Origin of the sequence: Collinsella sp. AM13-34, assembly GCF_003473055.1 — a bacterium.
Taxonomy (GTDB): domain Bacteria; phylum Actinomycetota; class Coriobacteriia; order Coriobacteriales; family Coriobacteriaceae; genus Collinsella.
In genome coordinates this window covers 14,469-28,857 of the sequence record NZ_QRLE01000007.1, presented here as the reverse complement: position 1 = coordinate 28,857, position 14,389 = coordinate 14,469, and the positions used below count along the sequence as shown (strand labels likewise).

The window sequence follows — 14,389 nt, the reverse complement described above, 5'->3', positions numbered from 1 at the left end:
TGTCCTTCCCTAGGATTTGCGATATCTATTCATGCGCCCTAATAGGCGTCGATGACGATGGTCTTGGGGTTTGCTCGGTCGATGAGCACGACGTCCTCAGGTGTGGACGCGTCAGGTTCCTTCGCATGCTTCCTGGAGCGCGCCCACTCAAGCATGTCGGTCTTGCCGGCGGCGAGATACTCCTTGCGCCGGGGGTGGATCTCCGGGTCGGCCTTGAGGTCGCGGAACCACATTCCCTGCTTGTAGTGGGTCACGCACTCGTCAGGGGACAGGCCATCCTCCTCGTTGAAGCTGTAGAGCTCCTCGGGGCTCATAAGCGGGACCTTGACGTATCTCGTACTCTCATTGATGGATTTGCCGCTTGCGGAATTCGAGACGGAGTAATCGGTGAACTTCTTCGTGGTGTTGCCCATCTCACGAGATATCTGCTCGCAGTCGGAAAAGAGGGAGGAACCCATGTACATGAAAATGGCCGAGTTTGCACGGATGGATTCCGACTGCTTACCGTACCGGGCCTCGAGCTGCTTGCCGTCCTGTACGATGGCGCAGAGGTTGATCCAAAACTTACGGCTCTCGGCGAACAGCTTCTCGAGGTCAGGGATCTTACCTATCTGGGCGAGCTCGTCGAGATAGCAATAGAGGGGGATCTCAAGATGGCCGATGCCGTTCGTGGATCCGATATCCTTCGAGATATCGAACAGCTGGTTCAGGGCCATCGCGGCGACAAAGTCATAGGGGCCGCCACCGGACTTGATGCAGAAGAATATTGCGCGCTTGCGCTTGTCGATAGACTGCAGGTCGAGCTCGTCGCGACCCAGCATCTTCCTGATCGCGGGGTTGTTGAGTCTCTGCAGGCGGGCCGCGCACGAGGACACGACTGCCGCCATCTGCTCGGGGGCGCCGGCGTTGGCCTTGAAGGTGCGGTAGTTGGTGAGGACGGAGTTCTCGGGGAGGGACTCGTCGTCGAGCGCGTCCTCGCCGTAGGTATCGATGATGTACTGCGCGAACCCATCAAAGCCGTCGCGCTCGCGGGTACCCTCGAAGACGAGGTCGAGCTTGTTGATGCCCTCGGCGCCGTCGGCCTTGGCCATCGCCAAGTAGTCGATGATGCCCGGAAGGGTGCAGTCCGCGGTGTTGCCGTTGGCCTTGAACCAAAAGACGAACATGCCGCAGACGCAGGTGTAGAAATTCTTCTCCATGTCGATGAAGAACTGCTGGTCGCCGCGCGTGTCCTCACCTTTGGTGTTCGCAATGAACATATTGACCAGCGAGTTGATGGACGTGACGTCACGGCAGTTGATGAGCGGGTTGTAGGGGGTAGAGGCCAGGATGTGCTCCTCGTCGCGCAGGTCGATGACCTGCACCTCATAGCCGTTTTTCTCCAAAAAGGCGGCAGATGCGCGGAAAAGCTCGCCAGACGGATCGGTGAAGACCATGTTGCCGTTCATCTGCATGATCTGGTTGGTCACGAATCGGTATGACTTGCCAGCACCCGATCCGGCCATGATGAACATGTTGCGGTTAGGCACCTGGCTCTCACGCCTGATCGGGTCCTTCTTGTCATTGACGATTGAGGTACCAGCAACCTTGCTGTTGAGCGACAGGATGATATTGTCGTCCTCGACCGTCTCGCACCAGTCGGGGACGGGCCAGTCGTCAGTCGCCTTGTTATGCGAGTACAGCAGGCGCTCTTGGGCGGTGGAGAAGCGCTGGGATCCGTATTGCTTGGCGGGAGATATGTCCTCGCCGGGCGCCTCCTTCTTGAGGAAGACGGCCAGCGCGAACGCGAGGGACGTTGCGGCAGAAATCAGCAAAGGGAGCCCACCGAAGTAGATGCCTAAGGGTCGCCGGGATGCCGACCATGCGATGAAGGCCACGACGTCATCGGGTGCGTCCATGCCGTTGATTCCGAGCATGACCTTCTGGACCGTAAGGTTTACGATCCAGAAGGCGGCCGCCCCCAGCACGACGGCTCCGATTGCCCTCGTTATGTCCAGCTTGGGCAACTTCATGAATTACCTCTTGACCCGCTTGTTGAGAGTTCGGGAGTGCGTAGCCGGACGGTTCTGATTTCCGATCTGGTGACGGTTCGCCTTGCGGTCGGCGGCGTCGCGCATATTGGCGGCGCGAATGACCTCGTGCGAGCCCATCTGCTTGGTGCGTCCTGGGCGCTGCTGCAGCTTAACCGATCCCTCGAAGGCCTCACGGTCCTTCAGGGTCTCGATCTGGGAATGGCATCGAACGAGCGCGTCGGAGCGCCCCTCGATAACCGCCCCCTTGACGTCTCCCTCGCAGACCTGGTTTCCGATTTTCGCCAGACGGCCGTCGGAATCGGTGATCCTGAAGGCACCGGCCGTTGTCATGGCGGCGGTGTAGGCAGTGCCGTCCCAACCGGTGAATTTACGCTTGTACATGCCATCGGACTGGTCGAGCTTCCAAGACTCCCCGAGGTATTCGATGCTTTCCGGCGCGGGCGGCAGGCCAACCGGAGGGAGGCCAACGGCGGGAAGCCCGATTGCGGGAAGCGCTGGATACTCTTTTAATTGCTCAGACGAGCGCTCATTACGCGGATTGACCGACTGGGGGCCGTTGCCCTTCTCGACCGGTCCCCTCATGGCGCTATCCACGTCGGCATTCGAGATAAGCTTTCTCTGGATAGCCGTCTCGATGCAGGCGGCAAGGGCCTCCTGGTCCTTCATCTTGTATTCGATTGCGAAATAGCCGGTCGCCGGGTCTTCGAAAACCGCGAACCCGATGCGGTGTCTGCGGCAGATGTCGGAAAGGAGCGACAGGTCGCTGCGGTCGAGCGCGCCCTCCTTGCCGAGGTTGACGAGCTTGATGACGTCGTTGCGGTCGCGCCTCAACGTATGCTCGGTCACAAGGCCGTAGCGTCCGAGGCCATTTACATGGCTGAACGCATGGTTCGCGCCGCGCTGGGCCGTTCTGCCGGCAGTGCCGGCAACCTTGCCGGTGCCGCGCGCCAGCGCCCTCATCGTAAGAATGAGAACCTCACGCGCCGGCGGCATAACAGCCTGCCCGAGCATGAGCAAGACACGCATGGCTTCTTCGTTCTCTCCGGGCATTGCTGGTACCTCCTTCCGGCGATGTGCATTGGGGCCGCACGCTCGGGCGGCCCCAAATACAGTTTTCGCCATATAGGCCACCCGTGCAGACCGGTTTGGTGCCACAGGGTGACAATTTCCTAGATATGCCTGTAAGCTCCGGGGCGTTTGACATTTGCCCCCGGATGTCTATGGCCTTCGATGATCGATTCGGCGTGTCGATATAAATACCTGGTAGCCAAGGCATCGGCGAGAGCGGTATGGGGCGCCCCCTCGAAGCTATAGCCCACGGCATCTGCCGCAGAGGTCAGCCTCCATCGGGTATGAGTCTCCGAAAACGGGCCGTATGCGCGCCCGAAGGCCTCCATCGCATCGACTACCTTCGTCGTCTGCGGTATAACGACGCCCTCGTTCTCGAGAAAACCAAGGTCAAAGTGGACATTCCATCCGACAATCTTCTCAGTACGGTCGAATAGGAACTGAACGGCCTCTAGATATCTTTCAAAGGGCTTATAGCCCGCCACGGAGGCAGGGGAGATATGGTTCACGCGCTCGGCGTCGGGCCATTCCGTCTTATGCTGCGGCATGACACGTAGATGAACCGTCGAGGGTGAGTCTTGGCCTTCGATATCGAGAACCATGGCGAGCGTCAGGATCTCATCGCCGCCGGCTGGATCGAGCCCAGTGGTCTCCGTGTCGATTGTCATGCACTCGATATGGGAGTCGAACGGGATAAGGCTAATGCTCATCGTAGTGCGCCTCCCTTATGACTGCCCATAGTGAAAGTAGGCGGTGCGGTCGGGGGCCGTGGTGTGAAGCGCTCCCTCGGTGCCGCCGCCTAGCTTCTTGCTGATCTGCGCGATGAGGTTTTTCGTTCCCGGCATCACGTGGGCACGTTCGGTCTTGAGTTCGCTCTCTTCGACAAATCCGTCATTGAGAGAGTCCTCCCACTCATCCTGCTCTCCCTCGGTGTAGTAGACAGGGGCATCGGGATCGTTATCGATGGCCTGAGAAGCAAGTGTATCGATGTAGCCGGCTTCACCCCTCACGGCAGCACTGATAACCTCGTCGGTAAGCGGGCCGCCGTTCGCAATGTATTCGTAGAGGCTCTGGTCGAGGGGGTCGGGAATCACGCGCTCAAACTGCTCGTCTGTGACATAGCCATCGTCGCCGATCCTGTACTGGCCGTAGGGGCCAGCCGGCCAGTTCATGGCGATGTGTGTGAGCTCAGTGTCTGCCATGACATAGAATTTCATGACGGCGAGCTTCTGGTCATGCGAGATGTAATCCTGGACGGCAATGGCAGCCTTAGGATTGATATGGGCACGATCGGACGGCGAGAGCTCAATCCCGTGCTCGACCTCATATGCGGCCTGGGCGGTTGAAGACGTGAATAGTGCCTGCGCAAGCAGCCAGGACTTCTGGTCGGCATTCGTATTGGGAGCAATACCGTCAAATGCAACCTCGGCCACGGCCGCAAGAAGACTCGGCTCGGCCATAATCGCGCCAAGCGTGGCGACGGCCGGCCACTTAAGGTGGCTCTCACATCGCTGCGGGTCCATGATCTGCTCGCACACGTTATTGTAGATGTGGTCGAGATTGAGCAGGCCTAGCCCTGCCGCCGCTCCCGACCTGTCCAGCTTGTCCATACGGCTCTCCCTTCGGTCATAGTTCCGTTGGTTTTATCGTCCGCCCTGAGACATGGCGATGAGAGCCGTTGAACAAGTGTTCCTAGATTTTGGTTAATGCTTCAGCGATTGAACGTGGGGGAGGACTACATCACGCTCCATCGTCACAACGCCACCGGACGATGCCGTGCTTTTAGTCGTAAGCCGGAGCGAGTCGATTATCTTCTTGGTGCTTGGGCTGCAATCGACCCTGTGGGGGGCAACACTGAGCTCATCGTACTGATCGAGGATCGCGTCCACCTTCTGCGACTCCTCGAAGGTCTGCCCGCGATAGAGCGTATAGTCGTGCCCGCCGACGTTGACGAGGCCATCGGGCATGAGGGCGATGTCTTTTGCTTCAATCGCCGGCACCACGGCGAACTTAACGCCGGCGGCAACAGCGATGTCCTTATATTCGGCGGGAACGACCATCTCTCGGAACTCCGGCAGATCCCTCATCGATAGGAAGGCGTTCGAGCTGACCTCGACGGCCTCATACCCTCCACGTCCGGTGCCATCGATAACGCTACCGAACACCTCCGAGTCCATCAGGATCCCGGGCAAGGGGTCAATGTCGGATCGTTTCATGTAGACCGTGCGGTCGCCCTGTGCCGGGCCGTCAAGGTTCACGGTGACGTCCGACCAAAGAGCCCCGAACGAGTCGGAGCCCTCGGTCACATCGAAGGCTTGGATGCAGAGCGTATCATTCTCTTCGTAGATCTGCTTAACGAGCTCCACGGTCTTCGGCTCCCCGTCGACCGAATAGTTGACCTTGATGCCACCCTTGGAGGTCGCATCCACATAGAGGCTACTGTCCTCGATGCGCTTTTCGACATTCTCCCTATAGGCGACCAGCGAACCGGGGTGCGCCAGAATCTGGGACAGGCCTTCTTCCAGCTGGTCGATATCGACAACGACGGGCTGCTCAACCTTAGGGAACAGGCCCCTCTCAAAAGCCTTTAATGCGTACTTGCTGCGGTCCTCCCTCACCGTCATAACGAGCGCGGCATCGCTGGGAAATTGATAAGTGCCGTCAACTCTAACAATACTTACGGTATCTCGCCTAGTCGCCGCAGCAACGCACTGAAGGATATGGGAAGAGGCCTGGTCGATATTTCCCAAAACGATGGCGCCGCCGCTTACAGTCGAAATGATACCGGGCAGGATCGGGCGCCCCCCGCCAATGATGCCCGCAGTGCTCGCCGTCCCGACATCGGACACGACGGCGACGTTCCCCTTAGCGCCGGCGCGGGCGAGATCTCTCATGAGTGTCGCCTCGTCACTCTCGCCGACGCGGAAGAACGCCCGGACCGCCTCGCCCGCGCGTTCCGGGCTATCCGTCTCGATGAGGATGGGTCTATGGGTCGCAAGCGCCTCAGCCACAGCGGAGACGGCAGCGGGCGGATAAACTGGGCTCAGTTGTTCGGGTTCGGCCGGCATGGTCCTTCCGATGAGCTTCTCGGGATTACTTAGGGCGTCAGTTGAAATCGAGTCCAGAGATTGAAGGCTCGAATGATAAGGCCTGATTCCGCGCGGAGTTGCAGCTGAGACGATTCCTTGGAGACTCAGCTCTTGGCAAAGGTTCTCGACGGCGATAGTACCCCGGCATGAGGTGACGTTGCCACCGAAATCGAGCGAACCGAAAAACAGCCTGTCCTCGATATATGTAGGATCAAGTTGCCCCGAGGCGCTTAGGATTCCGAGTGCGATGGGTAGCGCGAGGGAGCCTGCATCTCGGATTCGACCAGAGAAGGCCCTGCTATAGCCAGGCGAGGGCATAACATCGATAGAGCCACTGTTTCGAGGCAAGGTGTATCCCTGCGCCCTGAGGGCGCACCTGACGATACCTCGCAGCTCTACGGCGGCATTATCCTGAATGCCCAGAATGGTCAAGCCGGGAATTCCCGGCTTGAGTTCAACCGCGATGTCGATGGGCACCGCCGAGGCGGCTTCCACAATAGCGCCATGGACAACTGTACGATTGGTCATAACCCGCTCCAATCCTCAAGGGTATTGAGACAAGTCTGATGGCGGGAAGTGCCAATATGGCCTTGCTGAACAACTGTTCCAGGCCTTCATTGACTTGGCGGCCAACAACCGTATCGAAATGGATCATCTCGCAAGCTAAACTGAGATCATCTAGTTCCAGTGCGGCAAATGCTATCCATGAATTGCCGAGAGCGTTTTAGGTCCAACTGTTTGAATCTTTATTACACCGGAAAGTAAAAGCCCCAAAACGGTCTCAAGGCACAGAGAAGGCGCTCGCGGCCTCTGGCTTGCCGCCGACTCAGGACGACGCTCCCTAGAGCATCCATAATGTATATACAGGCGAAATGCCTTTTATGCATTGGGTTGTGGTGGATAGTGGTGGATAGCCAGAAGAAACCAGTGGATTCGAGAAGGAAAAACCAAAACGAAAGCGGTTTCCCTGATCGACTAGATTTCAGAGAAACCGCTGGTAGATAGTGGTGGGCCCTCCGGGATTCGAACCCAGAACCCAGGGATTATGAGTCCCCTGCGCTAACCGTTGCGCCAAGAGCCCTTATGAACGGTGAATGCAATTCTAACAAAGGCAACTTAGACCTAATTTCTTCGCTTCACGACGTGAAATACTACCATGCACGAGCAAGTCGCACAACGCAAGATCAAATCCGATGCTAATCAACAGCTAATCTAGGCGCGTCGCAGAAAAGACGCGATCTAAAAAAGTTAAGGCCTTTAATTCAGGGCTCCAACACACTTTTGCGTGAAATCAACCTGATGCCATTTCAAAACCATGCCGGTTTACTACGACGAATCGGCGACCCCCGAGCACCGTGTGTTCTCCGTTTGCAAAACCGCAGGTAGGTAGCCCGCCGGTTGCACGAAAAGGCGTGTGTGGTTGGACATTCCTGATTTATCGTAGTAAACCGGCATGGTTCTGAGGCGCTGGGGAGGGGCGCTTCGCAATCGGATCCGATAATGGGACTGGCGGCGCACGGAAAACCCTGTTGAACGGGGCGCGTCGTGTTCCACGCGCCAAGTCGGCCGGCGTACGGGCCGTGCGGGGGCCAGGCGCCCCGCGGGCTGGCGCGGTCCCGTGCGCGCCGACACTCGCGAAATTTTTTCCAAAATTGTCCTTGCATCGGCTGGGGAGTTCCCGTATAGTACTTCTTCGCACGGGGGCGTAGCTCAGCTGGGAGAGCGCTTGACTGGCAGTCAAGAGGTCAGGGGTTCGATCCCCCTCGTCTCCACCCGAGCATTGAATGAGGCTCCAACGCAAGTTGGGGCCTTTTTTCATATTGGCACACAAGGTCAAAGGCGGCACCATGATCCTCCTGGTCGACAAGATCGAAAAAAGCTTCGGCGCACGCGTCCTCTTTAGCGGCGCGTCCTTCCAGATCAACCCCGGCGAGCGCTTCGCGCTCGTGGGCCCCAACGGCGCCGGCAAAACCACCATGCTCAAGATCATCATGGGCATCGACAGTCCCGACTCCGGCCAGGTCCAGTACGCCAAGGACTGCCAGGTAGGCTACCTAGAGCAGGAAACCAACCTGGAGCAAAAGGACACCACCATCCTCGCCGAGGTCATGGCCGCCGCCAAGGAAATCCGCCGCATGGGCGAGCGTGCCAACGAGCTGCAGGCCCAGATCACCGAGCTCTCCGAGCAGGGCAAGGACGTCGACGCCCTCCTCAACGAGTACGGCCAGGTCCAGGACCGCTTTGAGCATCTGGGCGGCTACGAGCTCGAAAGCAACGCCCGCAAGATCCTGTCCGGCTTGGGCTTTAAAGTCACCGACTTTGAGCGCCCGTGCTCCGAGTTCTCGGGCGGCTGGCAGATGCGCATCGCGCTGGCCAAGCTCTTCCTGCGTCACCCCGACCTGCTCCTTCTGGACGAGCCCACCAACCACCTGGACCTCGAGAGCGTCCAGTGGCTGCGCGGCTTTATCGCCAACTACGACGGCGCCGTCCTCATCGTCAGCCACGACCGCGCCTTCATGGACGCTTGCGTCGACCACGTCGCCGCACTCGAAAATCGTCGCGTGACCACTTACACCGGCAACTACAGCAGCTACCTCAAGCAGCGCGAGGACAACCTTGAGCAGATGCGCGCCAAGCGCGCCGCCCAGGAGCGCGACATCGCCCACATGCAGGTCTTCGTCGACAAGTTCCGCTACAAGCCCACCAAGGCAGCCCAGGCCCAGGAGCGCATCCGCAAGATCGAGCAGATCAAAAAGGAGCTTGTCATCCTACCCGAGGGCCACAAGCACATCGACTTTAAGTTCCCTGACCCACCGCGCTCCGGCGATATGGTCGTGGGCCTGGAGGGCGTCTCCAAGTCCTACGGCAACAAACACATCTACAGCGATATCGACCTCAAGCTCTACCGCGGCGAGCACGTGGCGCTCGTCGGCCCCAACGGCGCCGGCAAGTCCACGCTCATGAAGATCATCGCCGGACTGGAGCCGCCCACCACCGGCACCCGGGACCTGGGCACCAACGTAGGCGTAGCCTACTACGCCCAGCACGCACTCGAGGGCATGACCGAGTCCAATACCGTCCTGCAAGAGATTGACACCGTCACGCCCAAGTGGACCGTGCCGCAGCAGCGCAGCCTGCTGGGCGCCTTCCTGTTTAGCGACAACGATTCCATCGAGAAGCAGGTTCGCGTCCTCTCCGGCGGCGAAAAAGCGCGTCTGGCCCTGGCCAAGATGCTCGTGGCGCCCGAGGCGCTCCTATGCCTGGACGAGCCCACCAACCACCTAGACATCGACTCGGTGGACATGCTCGAGAACGCCCTGCAAAACTTCCCCGGCACCATCGTGCTGATCAGCCACGACGAGCACCTGGTACGCGCCGTGGCCAACCGCGTGATCGACATCCGCGATGGCAAGGTCACGGTCTACGACGGCGACTACGACTACTACCTCTACAAGCGTGAGGACCTCGCGGCCCGCGCCGCCGCCGAGGCGTCCACGGAGAGCGCGCCGGCAACGACCAAGTCCACCAAGGCCAGCGCTGGCCAGGCCGACACCCCCGTCGCCGCCCCCAAGCCTGCCGAGGGCAAAAAGACCAAGGAGCAAAAGCGCGCCGAGGCCCAAGCCCGCGCTGCGCTCAACAAAAAGCTTAAGGGCGTGCGCAACCAGCTCAAGAAGATCGAGACGGAGCTCGACAAAAAGCGCGCCCGCTATGACGAGCTTATGGAATTGATGGCAAGCGAAGAGCTTTATGCCGATCAAGACAAGTTCAACGCCGCGCTGGGGGAATATAACGGCCTTAAGCAAGAGCTGCCCAAGCTCGAGGACGAATGGCTGGAGCTTTCCACCCAGATCGAAGAGGAGACCGCGCGTGAACTCTCGTAAGGCCGCTGCCGTGGCGATGAGCATCATCGCCATCGCCTGTCGCATCTGCGGCATTTTTATGAGCGCGATGACCGTGCTGCTGTGTTTTAGCGGCCTCACCGCCAAGCTGCAGATCGTGGGCTTTGTCGTCGAGCTTTCGCGCGCCCTGCCGAGCGCCATCGCCGGCTACGGCGTCATCACGTCGCCCTTTGGCGGTGTGTTCCGCTTGGATTACGCCATCGTCGCAGTGATCCTGTTTGTGATCGACTACCTGCTCACGCGCGCCTCGCGTCGCGTCCGCTAGAGGAGCGCCATGTCCAGCAGCTACATCATGAACCTGCTCGCCAGCGCCGTCGCCGTCATCGTGGGCATCGTGATCCACGAGAGCGCACACGCCGCCGCGGCCTGGGCGCTCGGCGACAAGACGGCCCGTTCGCGCGGCCGCGTGTCGCTCAACCCGCTTAACCATATCGACCCGTTTGGCACCATCATCCTGCCGCTGCTCATGCTCGCGGCCGGCGCTCCCGTGTTCGCCTTCGCCAAGCCCGTGCCGGTCTACCTCAACAACCTCAAGCACCCCAAGCGTGACGAGGTCCTGGTGAGTGCGGCCGGCCCCGCATCGAACATCGCACTCGCGTGCCTCGCGGCCGCCCTCATGCACGCAACGTACGGCAACCTCTACACCAGCATGTCCTTTGCCGTAGCATCACAGATCATGAACTTCGGCGCCACCTTTATCGTGGTCAACCTGTCACTCGCGTTCTTCAACCTCATCCCGATCCCGCCACTCGACGGTTCGTCGATCATCGTGCCCTTCCTCAAAGGCAAGGCGCTCAACAACTACTACCACCTGCAGCAATACGCCATGCCCATCCTCATCATGGTTCTGTATCTGCTGCCCATGTGGACCGGCATCGACGTGATCGGCCGCTATTTCGACGTTACCGTGTATCCGCTCGCTGAGCAGCTGCTCAACTTCGCAATCGCCGGCATCTAAGGTAAACTTACAGGTCGACCGTGCAAAACGGTCGTAACATGCACCCAAACCGCGCCGCGAAGGCGCCGTCAAAGGAGGTCGAAGATGTCGTATCGCGTGTCGACGCAGGTCTACAGCGGACCGTTCGACCTGCTGCTGCAGCTGGTAACCCGCCAAAAAGTAGATATCGGCGCCATCTCCATCAGCGAGGTGGCCGAGCAGTACCTTGCCGAGGCCGAGCGCATCGAAGCGCTGGACCTGGACGTGGCGAGCGATTTTTTGCTGGTCGCAGCAACCCTTTTGGACATCAAGGCCGCCTCGTTGGTGCCGCAAGAGGCCCCGCGCAAAGCCGATGACGATGACGAGATCGACGATGACCTCGAAGAACTTAGCGCGCTCGACGGGGACGCCCTACGCGAGGTCCTGATCCAGCGCCTGATCGCCTACAAGCAGTTTAAAGGCGCGGCTGCGGCCCTCGGTGCCCGCATGCAGGCCGAAAGCCGCATGCACCCGCGTGTGGCCGGCCCCGACCCCGAGTTCCTGGGGCTCATGCCCGACTACCTGGCCGGCATCACCCTGCGCGGTCTGGCCGTCATCTGTGCCGACCTTGACGGCAAGCGACAGACCTTCTTGCTGGAAGCCGAGCACGTGGCGCCGCATCGTGTGCCGCTCGACCTGACCGTGGCCTCGGTCGATCGCTTTACCATGGCACACCAAACCTGCACCTTCCGTGAGCTGCTGGACGGCGACGCCACCACCGAGCAGCTCGTCGTCACCTTCCTGGCCATGCTCGAGCTCGCCAAGCGCGGCTCGCTCACGCTGAGCCAGGACGAGCTCTTTGGAACCATCTGCATCAACCGAGTCGAGGGCGCCGAGGCATACGTGCCCGGCGAGGGCCCCGAGCTCACCGAATAGGAGCGGCAACCATGTCAACCCTTTCCACGCTAGAGGCAAACAGCCTCAAAGGCGCTCTCGAGGCGCTGCTGCTGGTGTCGAGCGACCCCGTAAGCGCACCCGCGTTGGCAGGTGCGCTGGATATCGCCCCCGGCGAGTGCGCTTCGCTGTTGGCCGAGCTCAAGGTTGAGTACGAGGAGGCCAACCGCGGCTTTCAGCTGCGCGAGGTCGCCGGCGGCTGGCGCCTGTTTACCCACCCCGCCTATCACGACGTGGTCGAAGCCTATGTGCTGAGCTGGGACACGCAAAAACTGTCGCAGGCAGCGCTCGAGACCCTAGCCGTCATCGCCTACCACCAGCCCGTCACACGCGAGGTGGTCAAAGGCATCCGCGGCGTCAACTCCGACGGCGTCATCGCGTCGCTCGTGGACAAGGGCCTGGTTCGCGAGCTCGGCCGCGACCCCGAGCGCGGTCAGGCCATCATCTATGGCACGACCAATGCCTTCTTGGAAAAGTTCGGCCTGCGCTCCACTCGCGACTTGCCCGATCTGGAACAGTTTGCCCCCGACGAGCAGTCGCGCCAGTTTATCCGCGAGCGCCTGAGCGGCCGCAGCATTCAGTCCACGCTCGAAGAGCAGGCTGAGGACCTGGACGAAGAGCGCGAACTGCTCGATACCGATGTTGAAGATGTTGAGGCAGTCGAGAACTTGGAGACCCTGGTCGTCGACGAGACCTCGGAGGATTTGCATGACGAGGACTAACGAAGTAGGGGAGACGCGCGCCATGGGCAACGCAATACCCGCAACCGACACCCAGCCTGTCTATCCGCACACCATGCGCCTGCAGCGCTTTTTGGCGCGTGCGGGCGTGGCGAGCCGCCGCGGCTCGGAGGACCTGATGACCGCCGGCCGCGTGACCGTCAACGGCCAGGTCGCGACCGAACTAGGTACCAAGGTCGACGTCGACCGCGACCATATCGAGGTCGACGGCATGCCCGTCAAGCTCAACCAGGGCGCCGTGTACCTGATGCTCTACAAGCCGACCGGCTACCTCACCACCATGAGCGATCCGCAGGAGCGCCCTTGCGTGGCCGACCTGGTCCCCCGCGACCGCTTTCCGGGACTTTTCCCGGTGGGCCGCCTGGACCGCGACACCACGGGCCTTTTGCTCTTTACCACCGACGGCGACCTGTCGCAGGACCTGCTGCACCCCAGCAAGCACGTCTACAAGACCTACCAGGCACTCGTTGACGGCCAGCTGTCCGACCGCGATCTAGACCCACTCCGCCGTGGCATCGAGCTCGACGACGGCCTGTGCCAGCCGGCGATCTGCCGCGTCATCAACGCGCGCGAGGCCGAGGCCGTAGCTCCCCAAGGCATCAAGCCCGGCACCACCGCCGTGGAGGTCATCATCCGCGAGGGGCGCAAGAACCAGGTCAAGCGCATGCTGAGCAAGATTCACCATCCGGTGATCCGCCTGCACCGCTGCAACTTTGCCGGCCTTGAGCTCGAGGGCGTGGCCAAGGGCTCGTGGCGCGAGCTCACCGACCGCGAGGTGCAGATCCTCAAGGCCGGTGGCATCCCGCCCAAGCAGGCGATCGACAAGCGAAACGGCGGCAAGCCCCAAGACACGCCCGCCAGTCGCACGCGTCACCACGGTAGCCACGGCTCCGCACCCAAGCGCAACACCTACCGCGAGCGCTACACGGGCTAGACAACCCGCCGTGCCCCCAGCGCCCGCGAACCATACCAGCACGTCAACCATCGAAAGGAAGCATTGCATGATCGTCGCCATCGACGGCCCCGCCGGTTCCGGCAAGTCCACTATCGCCAAGGAGATCGCCCGCCAGCTTGGCTTTAACAAGCTCGACACGGGTGCCATGTATCGCGCCGTCACCTTCGCCGCGCTCGACCGCGGCATCGATCTAGACGACGAGGCGGCCATCGACGCCCTCGCCGAGCAGATCGAGATTCGCTTTACCAACGGCACCGGCGAGGACACGCGCCTGACCATTGACGGCCAGGACGCTTCGGCCGCCATCCGCACCCCGCAGGTCGACGCCAACGTGTCCAAAGTCTCGGCCTACCCGGGCGTGCGCGCCGCCATGCTCATCCATCAGCGCCGCGCCGCCGAGGACCGCGATATCGTGGCCGAGGGTCGCGACATCGGAACCGTCGTGTTCCCTAACGCGCAGGTCAAGGTCTTCCTGACCGCCGACCCGCGCGAGCGCGCCCGCCGCCGCGTGCTGCAGCGTCACCAAAACGATGCTCAGCCGCTCACGCCCGCGCAACTCGAGACCGAAGTCGACGATACCCTCGACGCCCTCAAGCAGCGCGACAAGCTTGATAGCAGCCGCGAGGTCGCCCCGCTCGTGCCCGCCGAGGACGCCGTGCACGTCGACTCCACCGCCCATACCATCGACGAGGTCGTCCGCATTATCGAGGGCCTTATCAACCAAAGGAGGTAGCC

Annotated in this window: 12 protein-coding genes, 2 tRNA genes and 1 pseudogene; 8 read left to right on the top strand and 7 right to left on the bottom strand. The window is 60.8% G+C overall.

The window, feature by feature from the left end; translation table 11 throughout:
• Positions 1 to 38: 38 nt before the first annotated feature.
• The 7 genes and pseudogenes from DW151_RS04055 to DW151_RS04030 form a co-directional block, all read right to left on the bottom strand.
• Positions 39 to 2,012, bottom strand: a complete 1,974-nt coding sequence (locus DW151_RS04055; protein ID WP_118334575.1) for a VirD4-like conjugal transfer protein, CD1115 family — start codon at positions 2,010 to 2,012, stop codon at positions 39 to 41.
• 3 nt (positions 2,013 to 2,015) lie between these two features.
• Positions 2,016 to 3,083: a hypothetical protein gene (locus tag DW151_RS04050; protein WP_118334573.1), complete on the bottom strand. Its 1,068-nt coding sequence runs from the start codon at positions 3,081 to 3,083 to the stop codon at positions 2,016 to 2,018.
• A 119-nt stretch (positions 3,084 to 3,202) separates the two neighbouring features.
• Positions 3,203 to 3,811, bottom strand: coding sequence for a 3'-5' exonuclease (locus DW151_RS04045; RefSeq protein WP_118334572.1), 609 nt, complete (start codon positions 3,809 to 3,811; stop codon positions 3,203 to 3,205).
• Between the two features lie 15 nt (positions 3,812 to 3,826).
• Complete coding sequence (locus DW151_RS04040; RefSeq protein WP_118334570.1) at positions 3,827 to 4,711, bottom strand: hypothetical protein; 885 nt, start codon at positions 4,709 to 4,711, stop codon at positions 3,827 to 3,829.
• A gap of 93 nt (positions 4,712 to 4,804) precedes the next feature.
• The gene (locus DW151_RS04035) at positions 4,805 to 6,169 is read right to left on the bottom strand and encodes an ATP-binding protein (RefSeq protein WP_233543345.1); all 1,365 of its coding nucleotides are present in this window, start codon (positions 6,167 to 6,169) and stop codon (positions 4,805 to 4,807) included.
• A 120-nt stretch (positions 6,170 to 6,289) separates the two neighbouring features.
• Positions 6,290 to 6,718: pseudogene (locus tag DW151_RS10900) on the bottom strand (magnesium chelatase domain-containing protein); the annotation flags it as partial.
• A gap of 477 nt (positions 6,719 to 7,195) precedes the next feature.
• Positions 7,196 to 7,271: transfer RNA gene (locus tag DW151_RS04030), tRNA-Ile, on the bottom strand.
• A gap of 618 nt (positions 7,272 to 7,889) precedes the next feature.
• On the opposite strand from DW151_RS04030, the gene DW151_RS04025 reads away from it, so the two are divergent.
• The 8 genes from DW151_RS04025 (at position 7,890) to cmk (ending at position 14,387) form a co-directional block, all read left to right on the top strand.
• A tRNA-Ala gene (locus DW151_RS04025) sits at positions 7,890 to 7,962 on the top strand.
• Positions 7,963 to 8,037: 75 nt separating this feature from the next.
• On the top strand, positions 8,038 to 10,071 hold the full coding sequence (locus tag DW151_RS04020) for an ABC-F family ATP-binding cassette domain-containing protein (RefSeq protein ID WP_118334567.1): 2,034 nt from the start codon (positions 8,038 to 8,040) through the stop codon (positions 10,069 to 10,071).
• Positions 10,058 to 10,354 (top strand): hypothetical protein, encoded by a 297-nt coding sequence (locus DW151_RS04015; protein ID WP_168170409.1) that lies wholly within the window; start codon positions 10,058 to 10,060, stop codon positions 10,352 to 10,354. The genes DW151_RS04020 and DW151_RS04015 overlap by 14 nt, the downstream gene beginning before the upstream one ends.
• A gap of 9 nt (positions 10,355 to 10,363) precedes the next feature.
• The gene (locus tag DW151_RS04010) at positions 10,364 to 11,047 is read left to right on the top strand and encodes a site-2 protease family protein (RefSeq protein WP_118334566.1); all 684 of its coding nucleotides are present in this window, start codon (positions 10,364 to 10,366) and stop codon (positions 11,045 to 11,047) included.
• 84 nt (positions 11,048 to 11,131) lie between these two features.
• Positions 11,132 to 11,941, top strand: coding sequence for a ScpA family protein (locus tag DW151_RS04005; RefSeq protein ID WP_118334564.1), 810 nt, complete (start codon positions 11,132 to 11,134; stop codon positions 11,939 to 11,941).
• An 11-nt stretch (positions 11,942 to 11,952) separates the two neighbouring features.
• The gene (gene scpB, locus DW151_RS04000; protein ID WP_118334563.1) at positions 11,953 to 12,681 is read left to right on the top strand and encodes an SMC-Scp complex subunit ScpB; all 729 of its coding nucleotides are present in this window, start codon (positions 11,953 to 11,955) and stop codon (positions 12,679 to 12,681) included.
• Positions 12,668 to 13,633 carry a pseudouridine synthase gene (locus DW151_RS03995; RefSeq protein WP_370448019.1) on the top strand — a complete coding sequence of 322 codons (966 nt, stop codon included), beginning with the start codon at positions 12,668 to 12,670 and terminating at the stop codon, positions 13,631 to 13,633. Before scpB ends, DW151_RS03995 begins: the two co-directional genes overlap by 14 nt.
• Positions 13,634 to 13,700: 67 nt before the next feature.
• The gene (gene cmk / locus DW151_RS03990) at positions 13,701 to 14,387 is read left to right on the top strand and encodes a (d)CMP kinase (RefSeq protein WP_118334560.1); all 687 of its coding nucleotides are present in this window, start codon (positions 13,701 to 13,703) and stop codon (positions 14,385 to 14,387) included.
• The last annotated feature ends 2 nt before the right edge of the window (positions 14,388 to 14,389 follow it).